Source organism: Chelatococcus caeni (genome assembly GCF_014196925.1).
GTDB classification, from domain to species: Bacteria; Pseudomonadota; Alphaproteobacteria; order Rhizobiales; family Beijerinckiaceae; genus Chelatococcus_A; species Chelatococcus_A caeni.
In genome coordinates, this window is sequence record NZ_JACIEN010000001.1 from 55,712 (window position 1) to 70,950 (window position 15,239).

General features: G+C 62.6%; 14 protein-coding genes. 13 read left to right on the forward strand and 1 reads right to left on the reverse strand.

Annotation, left to right across the window (positions count from 1 at the left end; translation table 11 throughout):
* Positions 1-52: 52 nt before the first annotated feature.
* The 13 genes from GGR16_RS00310 (at position 53) to GGR16_RS00365 (ending at position 14,564) form a co-directional block, all read left to right on the forward strand.
* A complete protein-coding gene (locus GGR16_RS00310; protein ID WP_183315355.1) occupies positions 53-2,191 on the forward strand; it encodes a ParB/RepB/Spo0J family partition protein in 2,139 nt (712 codons plus the stop codon).
* A gap of 96 nt (positions 2,192-2,287) precedes the next feature.
* Complete coding sequence (locus GGR16_RS00315) at positions 2,288-2,593, forward strand: hypothetical protein (RefSeq protein WP_183315356.1); 306 nt, start codon at positions 2,288-2,290, stop codon at positions 2,591-2,593.
* Positions 2,594-3,010: 417 nt separating this feature from the next.
* Positions 3,011-3,175: a hypothetical protein gene (locus GGR16_RS00320; RefSeq protein WP_183315357.1), complete on the forward strand. Its 165-nt coding sequence runs from the start codon at positions 3,011-3,013 to the stop codon at positions 3,173-3,175.
* Between the two features lie 195 nt (positions 3,176-3,370).
* Positions 3,371-3,919, forward strand: a complete 549-nt coding sequence (locus GGR16_RS00325) for a hypothetical protein (protein ID WP_183315358.1) — start codon at positions 3,371-3,373, stop codon at positions 3,917-3,919.
* A 65-nt stretch (positions 3,920-3,984) separates the two neighbouring features.
* Complete coding sequence (locus tag GGR16_RS00330) at positions 3,985-4,401, forward strand: hypothetical protein (RefSeq protein ID WP_183315359.1); 417 nt, start codon at positions 3,985-3,987, stop codon at positions 4,399-4,401.
* The gene (locus GGR16_RS00335) at positions 4,394-5,038 is read left to right on the forward strand and encodes an antitoxin of toxin-antitoxin stability system (protein ID WP_183315360.1); all 645 of its coding nucleotides are present in this window, start codon (positions 4,394-4,396) and stop codon (positions 5,036-5,038) included. Before GGR16_RS00330 ends, GGR16_RS00335 begins: the two co-directional genes overlap by 8 nt.
* 159 nt (positions 5,039-5,197) lie before the next feature.
* The gene (locus tag GGR16_RS00340; protein ID WP_183315361.1) at positions 5,198-9,520 is read left to right on the forward strand and encodes a strawberry notch-like NTP hydrolase domain-containing protein; all 4,323 of its coding nucleotides are present in this window, start codon (positions 5,198-5,200) and stop codon (positions 9,518-9,520) included.
* Positions 9,520-10,566: a DUF7146 domain-containing protein gene (locus tag GGR16_RS00345; protein ID WP_183315362.1), complete on the forward strand. Its 1,047-nt coding sequence runs from the start codon at positions 9,520-9,522 to the stop codon at positions 10,564-10,566. The genes GGR16_RS00340 and GGR16_RS00345 overlap by 1 nt, the downstream gene beginning before the upstream one ends.
* 307 nt (positions 10,567-10,873) lie before the next feature.
* Complete coding sequence (locus GGR16_RS00350; protein WP_183315363.1) at positions 10,874-11,800, forward strand: DUF2493 domain-containing protein; 927 nt, start codon at positions 10,874-10,876, stop codon at positions 11,798-11,800.
* A 151-nt stretch (positions 11,801-11,951) separates the two neighbouring features.
* Positions 11,952-12,392, forward strand: coding sequence for a hypothetical protein (locus tag GGR16_RS00355; protein ID WP_183315364.1), 441 nt, complete (start codon positions 11,952-11,954; stop codon positions 12,390-12,392).
* 566 nt (positions 12,393-12,958) lie between these two features.
* Positions 12,959-13,285 (forward strand): DUF736 domain-containing protein, encoded by a 327-nt coding sequence (locus tag GGR16_RS00360; protein ID WP_183315365.1) that lies wholly within the window; start codon positions 12,959-12,961, stop codon positions 13,283-13,285.
* 483 nt (positions 13,286-13,768) lie between these two features.
* Positions 13,769-13,984: a transcriptional regulator domain-containing protein gene (locus tag GGR16_RS26120; protein WP_246372743.1), complete on the forward strand. Its 216-nt coding sequence runs from the start codon at positions 13,769-13,771 to the stop codon at positions 13,982-13,984.
* The gene (locus tag GGR16_RS00365; protein ID WP_425486547.1) at positions 13,932-14,564 is read left to right on the forward strand and encodes a DUF2285 domain-containing protein; all 633 of its coding nucleotides are present in this window, start codon (positions 13,932-13,934) and stop codon (positions 14,562-14,564) included. The genes GGR16_RS26120 and GGR16_RS00365 overlap by 53 nt, the downstream gene beginning before the upstream one ends.
* Positions 14,565-14,571: 7 nt before the next feature.
* Here GGR16_RS00365 and GGR16_RS00370 read toward each other — a convergent pair whose 3' ends face one another.
* A complete protein-coding gene (locus GGR16_RS00370; RefSeq protein WP_064323241.1) occupies positions 14,572-14,862 on the reverse strand; it encodes a DNA -binding domain-containing protein in 291 nt (96 codons plus the stop codon).
* Positions 14,863-15,239: the final 377 nt, after the last annotated feature.

Below are 15,239 nucleotides of genomic sequence, written 5' to 3' on the forward strand. Positions count from 1 at the left end.
GGCTGATAGCCGGAGAGAGAGGCTCACCGGCGTCCGTCATGGAGTAACTGACATGGCCACTGCCGTTCAGAAGATCACGCTGTCGTCCTCGCGCGACATTCCCTTCAACAAGCTGGTGCTCAGCCAGTCCAATGTCCGGCGCGTCAAGGCCGGGATCTCGGTCGAGGAGCTGGCCGAGTCCATCGCCCGTCGCGGCCTGATCCAGTCCCTGCATGTCCGCCCGGTCGTGGATGCCGAGGGTAAGGAAACCGGTATGTTCGAGGTGCCCGCCGGCGGTCGCCGTTTCCGCGCGCTGGAACTGCTGGTCAAGCAGAAGCGCCTCGCCAAGGTCGCGCCGGTTCCGTGCGTGGTGTCAGAAGCCAGCGCCGATGTTCTGATCGACGAGGTTTCGCTTGCCGAGAATATCGAGCGCGCACCCCTGCATCCGCTCGATCAGTTCCGCGCCTTCCAGGCCATGCGGGAAAAGGGCATGACCGAGGAAGCTATCGCTGCCGCCTTCTTCGTGGATGCCAAGGTGGTGAAGCAGCGCCTGCGTCTGGTTTCTGTCTCACCGGTCTTGCTCGACGTCTATGCCGAGGACGGCATGATGCTGGAGCAGCTCATGGCCTTCAGCGTCAGTTCCGACCATGCCTGGCAGGAGCAGGTCTGGGAAGCGATCAAGGATGGCTGGCAGAAAGAACCCTACCACATTCGCCGCTTGCTGACCGAAACCACGGTCCGCGCCGCCGACAAGCGGGCAGTGTTTGTCGGAATTGCCGCCTATGAGGAAGCAGGCGGTTGCGTGTTGCGCGATCTCTTCCAGCAGGACGATGGCGGCTGGCTGCAAGATCCGGTGCTGCTCGACCGGCTGGTGAGCGAAAAACTCAAGGCCGAGGCCGAAGCCATCGCCGCCGAGGGTTGGAAATGGATCGAGGTCGCCATCACCTTTCCTTACGGTCACGATCATGGCCTTCGCCAGATTGTCGGCACCACGGTCGATTTGAGCGAAGAGGAACGCGCCACCCGGGAGGCATTGCGCGATGAATATGACCGGCTTGAAGCCGAATATGGCGAGGCTGACGAACTGCCGGACGAGATCGACGCCCGCCTGGGGGAGATCGAACAAGCGCTGGAAGCGTTCGAGCGCCGCCCGATGACCTTCGAGCCGGACCAGATCGGCATGGCCGGTGTCTTCATCAGCATCGATGCCGATGGCGCATTGCTGATCGAACGCGGCTATGTTCGCGCCGAGGATGAAACGCCTGCGGAACCAGATGCTGAGATCATTGACCCGGAAACCGGCGAGGTGATCCAGCGGGCAGAACCGGCAAGCAGCCATCAGCGTGCTGTCATTACGCTGGGCGGCCAGGCAGTCGAAACCGAGGAGGAAGACGAGGCCGACACTATCAGGCCGCTGCCCGATCGCCTGGTCAGCGAACTGACCGCGCATCGCACGCTGGCGCTGCGGGATGCGGTGGCCGTGAACCCGCATGTCGCCATGACGGCACTGCTGCACAGGCTGGTCATGGATTGCTTCATGCCGCATTCCAGTCGCGGTTGCCTGGAAGCACAGGTTCGTGAGGTCCATCTGCCCGCACAGGCCGAAGATCTGCGTGATAGCTTGTCCGCCAAGGCCATCGCTGACCGGCACGAACGCTGGGGCGATCATGTCCCGGCAGACGATGCCGCCCTTTGGGATTGGCTGACCGATCTGGACGATGGGTCACGCATGGATCTGCTCGCCCATTGCGTCAGCTTCGGTGTCAACGCGCTCTATGAAAAGCCCAACCCCTATAGCGGCGCGGGCGTCAGTCAGCACGGGCTGGACATCCGCCTGTCGCAGGCTGACCGGCTGGCCCGTTCGACCGGCCTCGACATGGTGGCCGTGGGCTGGCGGCCGACGGTTGGCAATTATCTTGGCCGCGTGACCAAGCCGCGTATCCTTGAAGCCGTGCGCGAAGGCGCCGGCGACCGGGCTGCCGATCTGATCGGGCACCTCAAGAAGGGCGACATGGCCAAGGAGGCCGAACGCCTGCTGGCCGAGACCGGCTGGCTGCCTGAGCCGCTGCGCATGGTGGACGATGGTATCGAAGTCGATCCGGCATCGGGCGCTGCGGCGGAAGCCGACGATCTTCCCGATTTCCTCTCCGGCGATGGTGAGGACGACCCGGCTGACGACGAGGAAGAACAGCATATGGTCGCTGCTGAATAGCACTCAGCGGGGCGGCTTCGGTCGCCCCGTTTATCACCCTTCGCTTCCGCAACTCGCCCGGTCCTTGTGATCGGGCTTTTTCTTTTGAGAGCCGCCATGGTTGCCAGCATCAGCATTGACGAAATCTTCGCCCAGGATCGGGAGAACCATCCGAACGAACGCACGCTGCCTTGGGAAGAAACCCGCGACGGCATCACCGTCGTCGTCGAGCCAAAGCCCCATTGGGCCGAGAACATGCGCGTCTTCCGTCTCGATGCCCGTGAATATTGCCGCTACGCCGAGTGGACTGCCCATGGCGGTCGTGCGCGCTTCTATGCTCATATCGACACATCGGGCGACGATGTGATGATGAAAGCACGTGCGATGATCGCCCACGAAATCGCCGATGGGCTTTGGAGTTGAAGACCCGATCGCAGGGTGTCGCGCGGTGAGGATGGGAGGTCTGCACCGGACAGGGGCAATCCGGCTTGACCATGCAACCCGCCGTCCCCGTCAGGGCAAGCGGCAGCCATCTCTGGCCTGATGAGAACACGATCCTGATGCCAGCATGGTGGCAAGGCTGGCGCGGCAGAGCATCTGCGACGGGTATCCGGCATCCTGTCAGATGCGAAAAACCACCCCCGCTTCCATTCGCAAACCTTGGTCCGATCCGTCTCTTTGGCATTCAACCCCGAAGGGGTCGGCTTACGCGCGCGTGCCGCCCTCGGGGATTCGGAAAAAGTCCGAACGCCCTCGGGTGATTGCAGATCCGGTCAGACACTTCGGGCGCCTGTCGCGCGGGGGATGGTCCCCCGCCTCCCAAGACAGGAGCCGGAACCCATGTCCTATGCAGATGCCACCGCCTTCGCCGCCAGCCTCGCCACCACGCTGATGGTTTCGATCATCGTGTTCCAGGCCGGAGACGGCACCCACGCCGCTTGCCCCGCCGCCGAGTTCGACGGCGACGACGACATGGTGAAGCTGGAGCTGGACCCGTGGGAGTAAGGCGCGCAAGCGCCTCATCCCCGACGGCCCGAGCGCGACACTCGCGATCGGGCCTTCAGCCTTGCGATGATCCCCATCGCCGGCAGCGGAACCGGGAACAAGCCCGGTCAGAGAGGAAGAGTGCGGGCCGTTCGGCCGTGACGGGTTGAGTGTCGGAGAGAGAGGCTCACCGGCGCCCGTCATGGAGTAATCCCGATGACCTTTGCCCGTTCCGAAACCTTCCGTTCCATCGGTCACATTCTGGCTACCGATGTTCTGCCCGCGCTTTATCGGTCGCAAAAGCTGCCGCTGCGCATCTCTTGCCTCGGTGTGGCCAGCTATGACGCCAGTGAGGCGGTGAACAGCTTCGACCGTGTGATACCGCTTGGCGAATGCCCGTCACCGGAAGAGGCCATTCAAGCCGCGGCCTTGCGCCTATCGTGCGGTGATATTTGCACGGGGCCGAATAGCTTTCCGTATTTCCAGCCGCGCATCATGCTCATTCAGGACCGCGATCAGCGTCTGGTCCTGGGCGGCGAAATCCGCGCCGGAATTATCCTCTGGCAACAGCCGGTCACATCCGATGCCGAGGCACGCAGGATTGTGACCGAGGCCAGTCGCCTGCGCGGTATGGCGTTCCGGGCCTTGGATCCCGGGGACGCGAGACGGCTGCGTTACCGCGCCGCTGCGCTGGAGGCTCGGTTGGTTGATCCCTTCTGGCGCGAGACCGCGGCCGATCTGCTCCGCCTGCCACAGGCCGCATGAGCTTCACCCTTTCCATCCCATTCGGCCCGGTGTCACGCCGAGCCATGTCATGCCCGGAGACCGTCATGGCCGACTATTTCACGCACTTTTCTTGCCTGCTTGACGTGGGCACCCCCGAAAACGCTGCCCGCGCACTCGATCTCTACAACGCTCTGGCGGATGACAATGCAGCCGAAGATCCGCCATCAGACGGCTTCCTGCTCTCCATCCAGCCTGAACATGGTGGCACTCAGCTCTGGATACGTGATGACGTCACCGGCGATCCCGAGCATGTCATCCAGTTCGTCAAACGCTGCGCCACCGAGTTCGGTCTGACGGGTCTATGGGGCCTTCAATACGCAAACAGTTGTTCTCGGCCGAGAATCGACGGCTTCGGCGGCGGCGCGCATGTCCTTGATCTTGCTACCGGCGAAACGGTGGACTGGATCTATACCGATGGCTGGCTTTCCACCGTTCTGGAGGGAGGCAATCCCTATGAGTGAGGTCATCGAGATCACTGTCTATCGCCTCGGAGAGCTTTCCGATGCAGCCAGGGACAAAGCCCGAACTTGGTATCGCGAAGGTGGCTTCGACCATGACTGGTACGACGCCGTCTATGAGGATTTCCAGCGCGTCGCCGAAGTCCTCGGATTGAATCTCAAGACCCGAAGCGTCCGGTTGATGGGCGGCGGCACACGGCAAGACCCCTGCATCTGGTTCCGGGGCTTTTCCTCGCAGGGGGACGGTGCCTGCTTTGAATCTTGGTATTCCTACCGGAAGGATGCTCCGCGCCTTATCCGGGAGCACGCACCACAGGACACCGAATTGCATCGCATCGCCGATGCCCTTCAGGCGATCCAGCGTCGAAACTTCTATCAGCTTCGCGCCGAGGCCAGCCATCGCGGCCATTATTATCACGAATACTGCATGTCGATCTCGGTCGAGCGCGACAGCCCGACCTGGCAGGACATGACCGCCGATGCCGAAGAGACGATCATCGAGGCGCTGCGCGATCTGGCCCGCTGGCTCTACCGCCAGCTTGAGCGCGAATATGATTATCTGTCCTCGGACGAAGTGGTCGATGACACCATCGCCGCCAATGAATACACTTTTACCGAAGCCGGTCACCGCTTCGGATGATTCAGAGAAGACACTGACAAGCGCCCCGCCGTCCGGTCGGGGCGCTTTTTTCATGTTGTCTTATTCAGAGTCAGAGAGGGGCCGGGACGGGTTGAGCCCCGGCGGTTGAGAGAGAGCGCCGTCCGGGCTTGTCCCTCCCGCTCTCCGAGGATCCCCGACATGAACATCTCGTCTCAAGTGACCGATCCGGTCACGCCGCTGGCGGCCGCGCCCGCGATCCTGGCTGCCGCCCATCTCATCCTTCCTCATCTCGAACGCGGTCAGCGCGTCGATGCTGCGATCCTTCGCAACGCCATGGAAACCGCTTTCGGCGCATCCGATGCTACCGGCGCCTGGGACTGGAAGCTGGCCTATGAGGCCTGCGAAGTCGCCACCGTTCTCTTCCTGCGCAAATACGGAAAGGCGCTTTTCCGTAAAGCCGCGTCTCCGGCTGCACGGATTTCCGTGCTGGCAAAGATCACGGGGCTGTTGCCCACGCAGACCCGGCGCTCCGAGGAAAGTCAGAACTTCCAGCAGTTCAGCACGCCTTTGCCATTGGGCCTTGCCGCTCTGACCGCGGCTGCGATCACGCCTGATGACAGGGTGCTGGAGCCATCGGCTGGTACCGGCCTTCTGGCGATCCTGGCGCAGACCATCGGCGGTTCGCTGATCCTCAATGAACTCGCCGATACCCGCGCTGATCTGCTGGCCCAGCTCTTTCCGGCCTTCGCCGTCACCCGGTTCGATGCCGCCCAGATCGACGATCATCTGGCCGCAGATGCCGTCCCGTCCGTGGTGCTGATGAACCCGCCATTCTCGGTCATGGCCAATGTCGAGGGACGGATGGCGGATGCAGCGTATCGCCATGTTGCCTCGGCGCTGGCCCGTCTTGCCCCCGGCGGCCGGCTGGTGACGATCACCGGCGCTGGCTTTGGCCCCGAAGCTCCGGCATGGCGGGACGCGTTCATCCGCTTGCAGGCCCGTGGTCGCGTGGTGTTCAGCGCCGCCGTCGATGGCGCGGTCTATGCAAAGCACGGCACCACGATCGACACGCGGCTGACCGTGATCGACAAATTGCCCGCCGAATATCCGGCGAGTTTTCCGACCTCACCGGGAATCGCCCCCGATGTAGCCACGCTGATCGGATGGATCGAGGCGCTGGTCCCGCAGCGCCTGCCGGTATCATTACCGAAGATCGTCTTTCCCGCTTCGACCGCCGCGCCGAAAACCGTGCGGGGCTATCTGGCCCGCGCGACTGCTGCTCGGCCTGTCGCTGCTCCCGCCAAAGATCCCGAGGGCGTCGAACTCGCCTATGAGACCGTGGACTGGACGCCACCCGAAGGCGCTCGCCTGTCCGACGCGATCTATGAGGAATATGCGCTGCAATCGCTGCGCATTGCTGGCGCGCAGCCGCATCCGACCAAACTGGTGCAATCCGCCGCCATGGCCTCGGTCGCACCGCCGAAGCCCTCCTACCGGCCCATGCTGCCCGCTGACATCTGCGCGCGTCTGTCGAACGCCCAGCTTGAAACGGTGATCTATGCCGGTGAAGCCCATGCCGATCATCTCGCCGGCGCATGGACCGTGGACGAGCATTTCGACAATGTGAGCGCTGCGCCCGAGGATGCTGCGGGATCAATCCGCTTTCGCCGGGGCTTCATGCTCGGTGATGGAACCGGCGCTGGCAAGGGACGCCAGTCCGCCGCCATCATTCTCGACAACTGGCTGCGCGGTCGGCGCAAGGCGATCTGGATCTCCAAATCCGATAAGCTGATCGAGGACGCGCAGCGCGACTGGTCGGCGCTCGGCATGGAACGGCTGCTTGTCACGCCTCTGTCACGCTTCCCGCAAGGCAAGCCAATCACGTTGTCGGAAGGCATCCTTTTTACCACCTATGCCACGCTACGCTCCGACGACCGGGGCGAGAAGGTTTCGCGCGTCAAGCAGATCGTCGAATGGTTGGGGTCCGATTTCGATGGAGCCATCATATTCGACGAGAGCCATTCCATGCAGAATGCCGGTGGCGGAAAAGGAGAACGCGGTGATGTCGCCGCCTCGCAGCAAGGACGTGCGGGCCTGCGGCTTCAGCACGCGCTGCCCGACGCCCGCGTGGTTTATGTCTCGGCGACCGGCGCCACCACAGTTCACAATCTCGCCTATGCGCAGCGCCTTGGCCTCTGGGGCGGTGAGGATTTTCCGTTCCAGACCCGCGCCGAGTTCGTTGAGGCGATCGAAGCCGGTGGCGTTGCGGCCATGGAAGTGCTGGCCCGCGATCTGCGATCCCTCGGCCTCTATACCGCCCGCTCGCTCTCCTATGATGGCGTTGAATATGAACTGATCGAGCATCAGCTCACGGATGAACAGCGCCGCATCTATGATGCCTACGCCGGGGCTTTCGCCGTCATTCACAACAATCTGGACGCGGCAATGGAAGCCGCCAACATCACCGGCAGCGAGGGAACGCTGAACCGGCAGGCCAAATCCGCCGCCCGTTCGGCCTTTGAGAGCACCAAACAGCGCTTCTTCGGCCATCTGCTGACTTCCATGAAAACCCCGACCCTGATCCGGTCCATCGAGGCCGATCTGGAAGCGGGCCATGCCGCCGTCATCCAGATCGTCTCGACCGGCGAAGCCCTGATGGAACGGCGGCTTTCCGAGATCCCGACCGAGGAATGGAACGATATTTCCGTCGATGTCACCCCGAGGGAATATGTTGGCTCGTATTTGCAGCATTCCTTCCCGGTACAGCTCTATGAGCCGTTTACCGATGGCGAGGGGAACCTCTCGTCACGCCCCGTCTTCCGCGATGGTCAGCCGGTCGAAAGCCGCGAAGCCGTAGCGCGGCGCGACGAGATGCTGGAGCAGCTGGGTTCGCTTCCCCCCGTGCCGGGGGCGCTCGATCAGATCGTCCAGCGCTTCGGCACGGATATGGTGGCGGAGGTCACGGGCCGCTCGCGCCGGATCGTGCGCAAGGGCGACGGGGCATCGGCGCGTTTGGCGGTCGAGAACCGTGCACCTTCTGCCAATCTTGCCGAGACCTCGGCCTTCATGGATGACCAGAAGCGCATCCTCGTGTTCTCGGATGCGGGTGGCACGGGGCGCAGCTATCACGCCGAACTCTCAGCGAAAAACCAGCGGCTGCGCGTGCATTACCTCCTGGAGCCGGGCTGGAAGGCAGATGCCGCCATTCAGGGGCTGGGCCGCACCAACCGCACCAATCAGGCTCAGCCGCCGCTGTTCAGACCCATCGCCACGGACGTCAAGGCCGAGAAGCGCTTTCTCTCTACCATCGCCCGCCGCCTCGACACGCTGGGCGCGATCACCCGCGGCCAGCGCCAGACCGGCGGTCAGGGGCTGTTCCGGCCCGAGGACAATCTGGAATCCGCCTATGCCCGCGATGCGTTGCGCCAGCTCTATCTGCTGATTGTGCGCGGTAAGGTCGAGGGATGCTCGCTGGAACGGTTTGAATCCGCCACCGGCCTGAAGCTGATGGACAGCAATGGTGTGAAGGACGAACTACCGCCGATCACCACCTTCCTCAATCGCCTGCTGGCGCTGACCATCGAATTGCAGGGCATCCTGTTCTCGGCCTTCGAACAGCTCCTGCAGGCGCGGATCGACGGGGCGATTGCATCCGGCACCTATGACATGGGACTGGAAACGCTGAAGGCGGAAAGCTTCATCGTCACCGACCGGCAGGTGATCCACACCCATCCGGGCACCGGCGCGGAAACGCGGCTCCTGACGCTCACCGAGCGCAAGCGCAATCAGCCGGTCACGCTCGATGCAGCCCTGGCGGAACTGGATGATCCCCGCGCAAGATTGCTCATCAACGAGCGATCCGGTCGCGCCGCCGTGCAGATCCCCACCACCAGCGTCATGCTGGATGATGGCGAGATCGAGCGCCGCGTGCGGTTGATCCGGCCGATGGAAGCGGTGAGCATCCCCATGCGGACAATGGATGAGACCCATTGGAGCGAGGCGGACCAGGCTTCCTTCGCCACGGCCTGGAACGCGGAACTGGCAGAGGTGCCGGAGTTCACCGACAGCATCCTGCATATGGTGACTGGGCTTCTGCTGCCGATCTGGAAGCGCCTGCCGCAGGACTCCTCCCGGGTCTATCGGCTCCAGACCGACGAGGGCGAACGCATCATCGGTCGCCGGGTCTCGCCGGCATGGGCTACCAATGCTTCGACCAGTGGCGTCACCAGCAGCCTGACGCCGGATGCCGCTTATGCCGCGTTGATCGAAGGCTGCACGATCCTTGATCTCACCGAGGGGCTGCAACTGCGACGCGTCCGGGTCATGGGCGCCAACCGGATCGAGCTCACCGGCTTCACCGATACCATGCGCGATCGGCTGCGAACCTATGGTCTCTTCAGCGAGATCATCTCCTGGAAGCTACGATTCTTCGTGCCGGTGGGCGCATTGGGGCCGGAGATCATCGGCAAACTGCTCGACCGCTTCCCCGTCGAGCGCATCTCCGAGCGGGTGGCTGCGTGATGGCGCGTCTCAACGCTTCCGAACTGGCGCAGCGTCTCGGTCGCCAGGCCGAGGCGGTGTGCCGCCACTATCTCTCGAATGGGCGCAAACAGGGCAATTACTGGCAGGTTGGGGATGTACGGAACACTCCCGGCCGTTCAATGTTCGTCCGTCTGACCGGGCCAGAGGCTGGTAAAGGTGCGGCTGGAAAATGGACCGATGCCCAGAGCGGCGAGCATGGCGATCTGCTCGACGTTATCGGCGAAACCCTTGGCCTCACCGACTTCGCCGGCATTGCCCAAGAAGCCCGCCGCTTTCTCAGCCTGCCGCATCCCGAACCGGAGCCAAAGTCCCACCGATCCCGAACACCGCAAGCACCACCCGGATCGTCCGAGGCGGCCCGACGGCTCTGGCGCATGACGCAGCCGCTCACCGGCAGTCTCGCAGAGACGTACTTACGGCAACGCGGCATTACGGATTTACGCGGAACCGCAGATCTGCGTTTTCACCCGACCTGCTATTGGCGCCCCGAGGGCGATGGTCCCACCGAAACCTGGCCCGCCATGATCGCCGCCGTCACCGACCTCGACGGCAAGATCACCGGCGCGCATCGCACCTGGCTCATGCGTGACGGCTCCGGGAAAGCGCCGGTCGATCCGCCGAGGAAGGCAATGGGCGACCTGCTCGGACATGCAGTGCGTTTCGGTTGCGTGAGGGACGTCATGGCGGCGGGGGAAGGTATAGAAACCATCCTGTCGCTGCGTCAGGCTCTGCCCACCATGCCGATGGTCTCCGCACTCTCGGCCGGGCATCTCGCCGCCATCCAGCTCTCCCCGCATCTGCGCAGGCTCTATATCGTCCGCGACAACGATCCGGCAGGCGACGCCGCACGGGACAGTCTGGTGGACCGGGCCATCGAGGCCGGGATCGAGGCCATCACGCTTTCGCCCATGCTGGGAGATTTCAACGACGATCTCGTCAGCTTCGGCCTTGAGGCGCTTCGGGCGCAGATCCGGGTGCAGATTGCCCCTGAGGACGTCAGCCGTTTCATGTCGTGCGCGCCATAGCCAGAGAGGGCCTTGATCGGGGATAACCGATCCCGCCATGGGCAAGGGGTTGGGGCACCTCGGCAAGGGGACCGCGCCTTGGCCTTCTTGAGAGGGCGAGCGGCCCACAAACGCTCCGGCCCGGCAATGGCGGCGCCCGACTGATTTCCGTCGGCGGGCAAGCCCGCCTTTACAGCGCGAAGCAAATCAGCCGGGCTTTGCCATCAAGACCCTCGCAAAGGGCTCGGGCTGCCAGGCCGGAGCGCCCGTGGGCTTGTCGTCGCCATGAAGGCCGCGACGGTCGCGGTCCCGCCGAAGGACACATCCCATGTATGCCCATGACGAATTCGAACCCGATCACAGCACGTCTCCCACCGGCCATGTCATCGAAGAGCTCGAACTCTATGGCTACCGTCCCGCCGAGGGCGAGGCCGACCCCCGGATCACGCCCGAGGACAACGCCATCCAGGGCGCGGTTGCCGACATCTTCGATGCCCTGATCTCCACCATGGCCGACACCAGCCTCGATTTCGACCTAGACGAGATCATGTGGTCCACCGTCAACACCTTCCACCGCGCCGTCGAGCGGATCGAACGCAAACTCGACGATAACGAGCAGGCTCAGAAGCGCCTTCAGCGCGAACAGGACGGAAGCGAGGTGAAATCCGTCCAGTTGGAGACCCTGATCGGCATCGGACAAAACCTGATCGAGCGCCGCGACAGCATGGAGACCTTCCGCGACACCGCCGCCGACCTCTTCCTGCGCACCACCGGCACGCCTTGGTCGCCGCGCTCCGGCTCACGGGTCAACCATCGCCAGATGACCTCGGCCATGATCGACAGCCGTGACTTCATCGCCGCAAAACGCCGGGCCGACAACGAGGTGCTCTTGCCCGCCGGGCCGAAGATTGCCTTCTCGGGCGGGGAGACGACCGACCACCGGCTGATCTGGGACAGGCTCGATCAGGTCCATGCCAAGCACCCCGATATGGTGCTCCTGCATGGCGGATCGCCGAAAGGTGCCGAACGTATCGCCGCCACCTGGGCCGACAATCGCAAGGTGCCGCAGGTCGCCTTCAAGCCAGACTGGGTGAAACATGCCAAGGCCGCGCCCTTCAAGCGCAACGACCGGATGCTCGACACGATGCCGATCGGGGTCATCATCTTCCCCGGCACAGGCATTCAGGACAACCTGGCCGACAAGGCCCGCAAGCTGGGCATCCCGGTCTATCGCTTCGGGACCGGCAGCGCGTGAGCGCTGCCTTCCCATCTCATCATGAGCATGACGACACCGCCCGCCGATCATTACATGTCGCACAGACAGGCATATTCGTGCTATATGTCGCGGTGCGCCATGGTGGTGGTGGAAGGCGCAACCGTCCAACCTTTTGCACGGAGACACCACCATGATCGTTCTTGGAATCCTCGTTTCCATCGCAGCCATCGGCACCATGTGCTGGTTGCTGTTCAATCTCGCCGTATTCGCCCTGCCGTTCTTCATCGGCCTGAACGCAGGCACATGGGCCTATGGCACAGGGGCTGGCTGGCCCGGCGGCATCGTTGTTGCTCTTCTAGCCGCCGGTCTGACACTCGCTATTGGTCAGGGCCTGCTCATGCTGGTCCGCCCGATCTGGGCGCGTCTGCTGATTGCTCTGGCCTTCGTTGCTCCGGCGGGGATGGCCGGGTTTTACGCGACGCTCGGTATCGTAAAGCACATGATGCCGTCCGAGACATGGCAGCTCATCTTCTCGGTGATCGGGGCGGTGGCGGTGGGCGTGACGGCGTTCCTGCGCGTTGCAGGCATGGCGGCAACCGACCAGGCGAACGACGGCTTTGCACGCACCTGAACCACAATGATCCGTTGATGGCGACCAGAAGCGGATGCGGATTATCTTCCATCTTCGTCAGGAAAATGGTGGCAGACAGCGACCAGGCATCGGATCAACTTGAGGCACAGACGCGGTCCATAGGAGCGCAGAACCTTCAGCGCCAGCGTTGTGGACTGACCAGAACTCGGTTGGGGGCAATGCCGGTAGAACAGGCCCGAAAGAGAGATGCGTATGGCCTGGGACGCAGGGCGACAGGCAAGGCCGGTGTTACCCGTCTGGTCATCATGATAGGCCTCAAGATTGCCACGTCTCCGTTCAGCCCCCGTGTCTCGACCGCTCCAAACGGCCTCTTCAATGGCCTGATCTGGCCGAAGAACAGCGCGATGCGCTTCGACCGCTTTAGCGCAACAGCGTCGTCACAACTTTCTTCCCCTGACGGCAAAGCCGCCATTCCGCGCGGAACAAGAAAGTTCCTCCTGTGCTGTCCAGCCCCAAGGGGGGTGCGCCAGCGTTCGTCTCCGGCCGGTCGATCGCCATCGAGGCCGCAATGGTGCGGGCTCGGAAACGGAAAACGGAGACTTAAAATGGCAACCATCGGCACCTTCAAGAAGACCGGCTCGAACGAATTCACCGGCGACATCGTCACCCTCAGCGTCCAGGCCAAGGGTGTGCGCATCATCCCCGACCTGCGCACCAACGGCGAGAACGCCCCCAGCCACCGGGTCCTGGTCGGTCGCGCCGAGATCGGCGCCGCCTGGTCCAAGCGCTCCAACGAGGGCCGCGACTATCTGGGCCTCAAGCTGGACGATCCGAGCTTCAACGCCCCAATCTACGCCAACCTCTTCGATGACGAAGAAGGTGAAACCTTCTCCCTCATCTGGTCCCGCCCCAACGGTCGCCGCGGCGACTGAGGCGCGGCACAAAGGCTCCGACCGCAAGGTCGGGGCCTTTCTCATGCCCACGAGAAAATCGTCACGCCCACTGCAACCGCTACACCCGGTTCTCGACCCGCACGCCAGGCATGTGAACAAACTCCTTCACATTGTTTGTTACCAAGATTGACCCTTCGCTGCGGGCGTGTGTGCCGATCTGTATGTCGTGTGGTCTGCAAAGTGTGCCTGCACGCTCCAACTCGGCGGGGACACGCCCATAATAGATGGCCGCCTCGTCGATGATCGGCAGAACGCCCACTCGGCTTCGAATACTGACACGGGAATGCCGTCAGGGCATCTCCCGTATAATGCCCAACAGTGCTAGTGAGAGATTGTCGAATGAATTTATCGGGTTAAGAGATACACTTATCTCGTTAGACTCGCTACTGCAAAACCATTCGATACCGCAGCCTTTTCAGGCCGGACGTGGCCTTGTGCCGTCCGGCTTTGGGAGGACGCGCCATGCAGAGCATAAATTGGCGTACTCCGTCGGCATATAGACACGTCAAAGACCTTCCTGCCGCCGGTTTCGCCTGGGAATATCTTCGTCGTAACGAAGACTATCGCAAAGATGTCGAGCGCTTCAATCGGACGGGAGCGTTTACGGCAGAAGAGTTGGATACCTTTGCCAGCCGATGGGGGTTGCGATTTCGCACACGACCCCGACGCGCAGCCTGACGGCGCACCGCCTTTCTGGTCGCCGCATTTCAATCCGCGGGCCATTATTCTGTCACCTGCCGAGCAGAGTGATACCGGTAGCGGGCGGCTGTTCGCTCTCGCTCATCTCGATGGCCTGATCCTGCGCCGCGCGCCGGATGGCTGGCACGCAATCTGGCATATCGGTGGGATGGAGCATCAATTCTGGTTGCAACAGGGCGCGATCGATGCGGCAGCTTTCTATGCTGCAATCCTGCCCATGGACGAGTTCATGGAATTACGCGCCCATGCGGCCCGCCGTCTCTGGCGGTGCCTGACAGGCCGCTCTCCGGGGTCGGATATTCGCACCATGCCAGCACAACTTCGGCAATGGCACCTTCTGTCGCTGCGGGCGCTGGACGCACGGCTGCATGGCGAAAGCTATCGCGCCGTTGCCGAAGTCCTGCTCGGTTTCCGTGGCAACAAGGAAGATTTCGAGACTGATCCGCGCAAGAACAAGGCACGTCGTCTTGTTGCCCACGGCATCAGGATGATGCGCGGGGGCTATCGGCTGCTTTTGCATTATCCGGTCAAGCCGATTCCACGATCAAAAGGCGACTGAGGCGATCTCACCGATTCCTGTTTGCCGCAGCCTGTTCCAGTATTTGCCTGTAACCTTCCCGCGACAGCCATTGGGCGCGTTCCAAATGGCTCTGCCAGCATCGCCGGGTGCGCATCTCATCTGATGCCGGATCGCGGTGCAGAACTATTCGCGCCACTTCCTTCCAGTCGGCTTCCTCGGACTTGGCGTCCAGAATACGCAGATAGGTCACAAAGTGCTGCTCGTCATAGGCGGTGATAACATGGCCGGACGGGGCCAGATCATCCACATCGGGGTCAAGTTCGACGGGTGCTTTCACGGTCATTCTCCTTCTTTCAGAAGAGTTTCTGCGGTTCGCCCCCGCAATAAAACTCTCTGACTCCTGGTGATCGGGGAGTTAGTAACCGTGACTAGACGGCCCCATGGCCTTTAGCTGGAAAGCCTGTTGCATACGCCACAGGCTCCCCGACCATAGGGTCAAGGAGTATGGTGCCGTCACGGCCGACACCAACCGCTAGTCAGGGGTTACTACGCCCCCGGAGCAGTGCGTCTGCTCCATCTGTATTCATAGCCGAACTGCGCGCGGATGTCTTGAGCGAATCCGCATCGGCCTCCCTGAGTTGCTGAAATTTCACGTCTTTTCGCGCTGGCATAGCCCCTTTCGGGGGTGCCGTCTGCGCATAGACGCAAATGCGG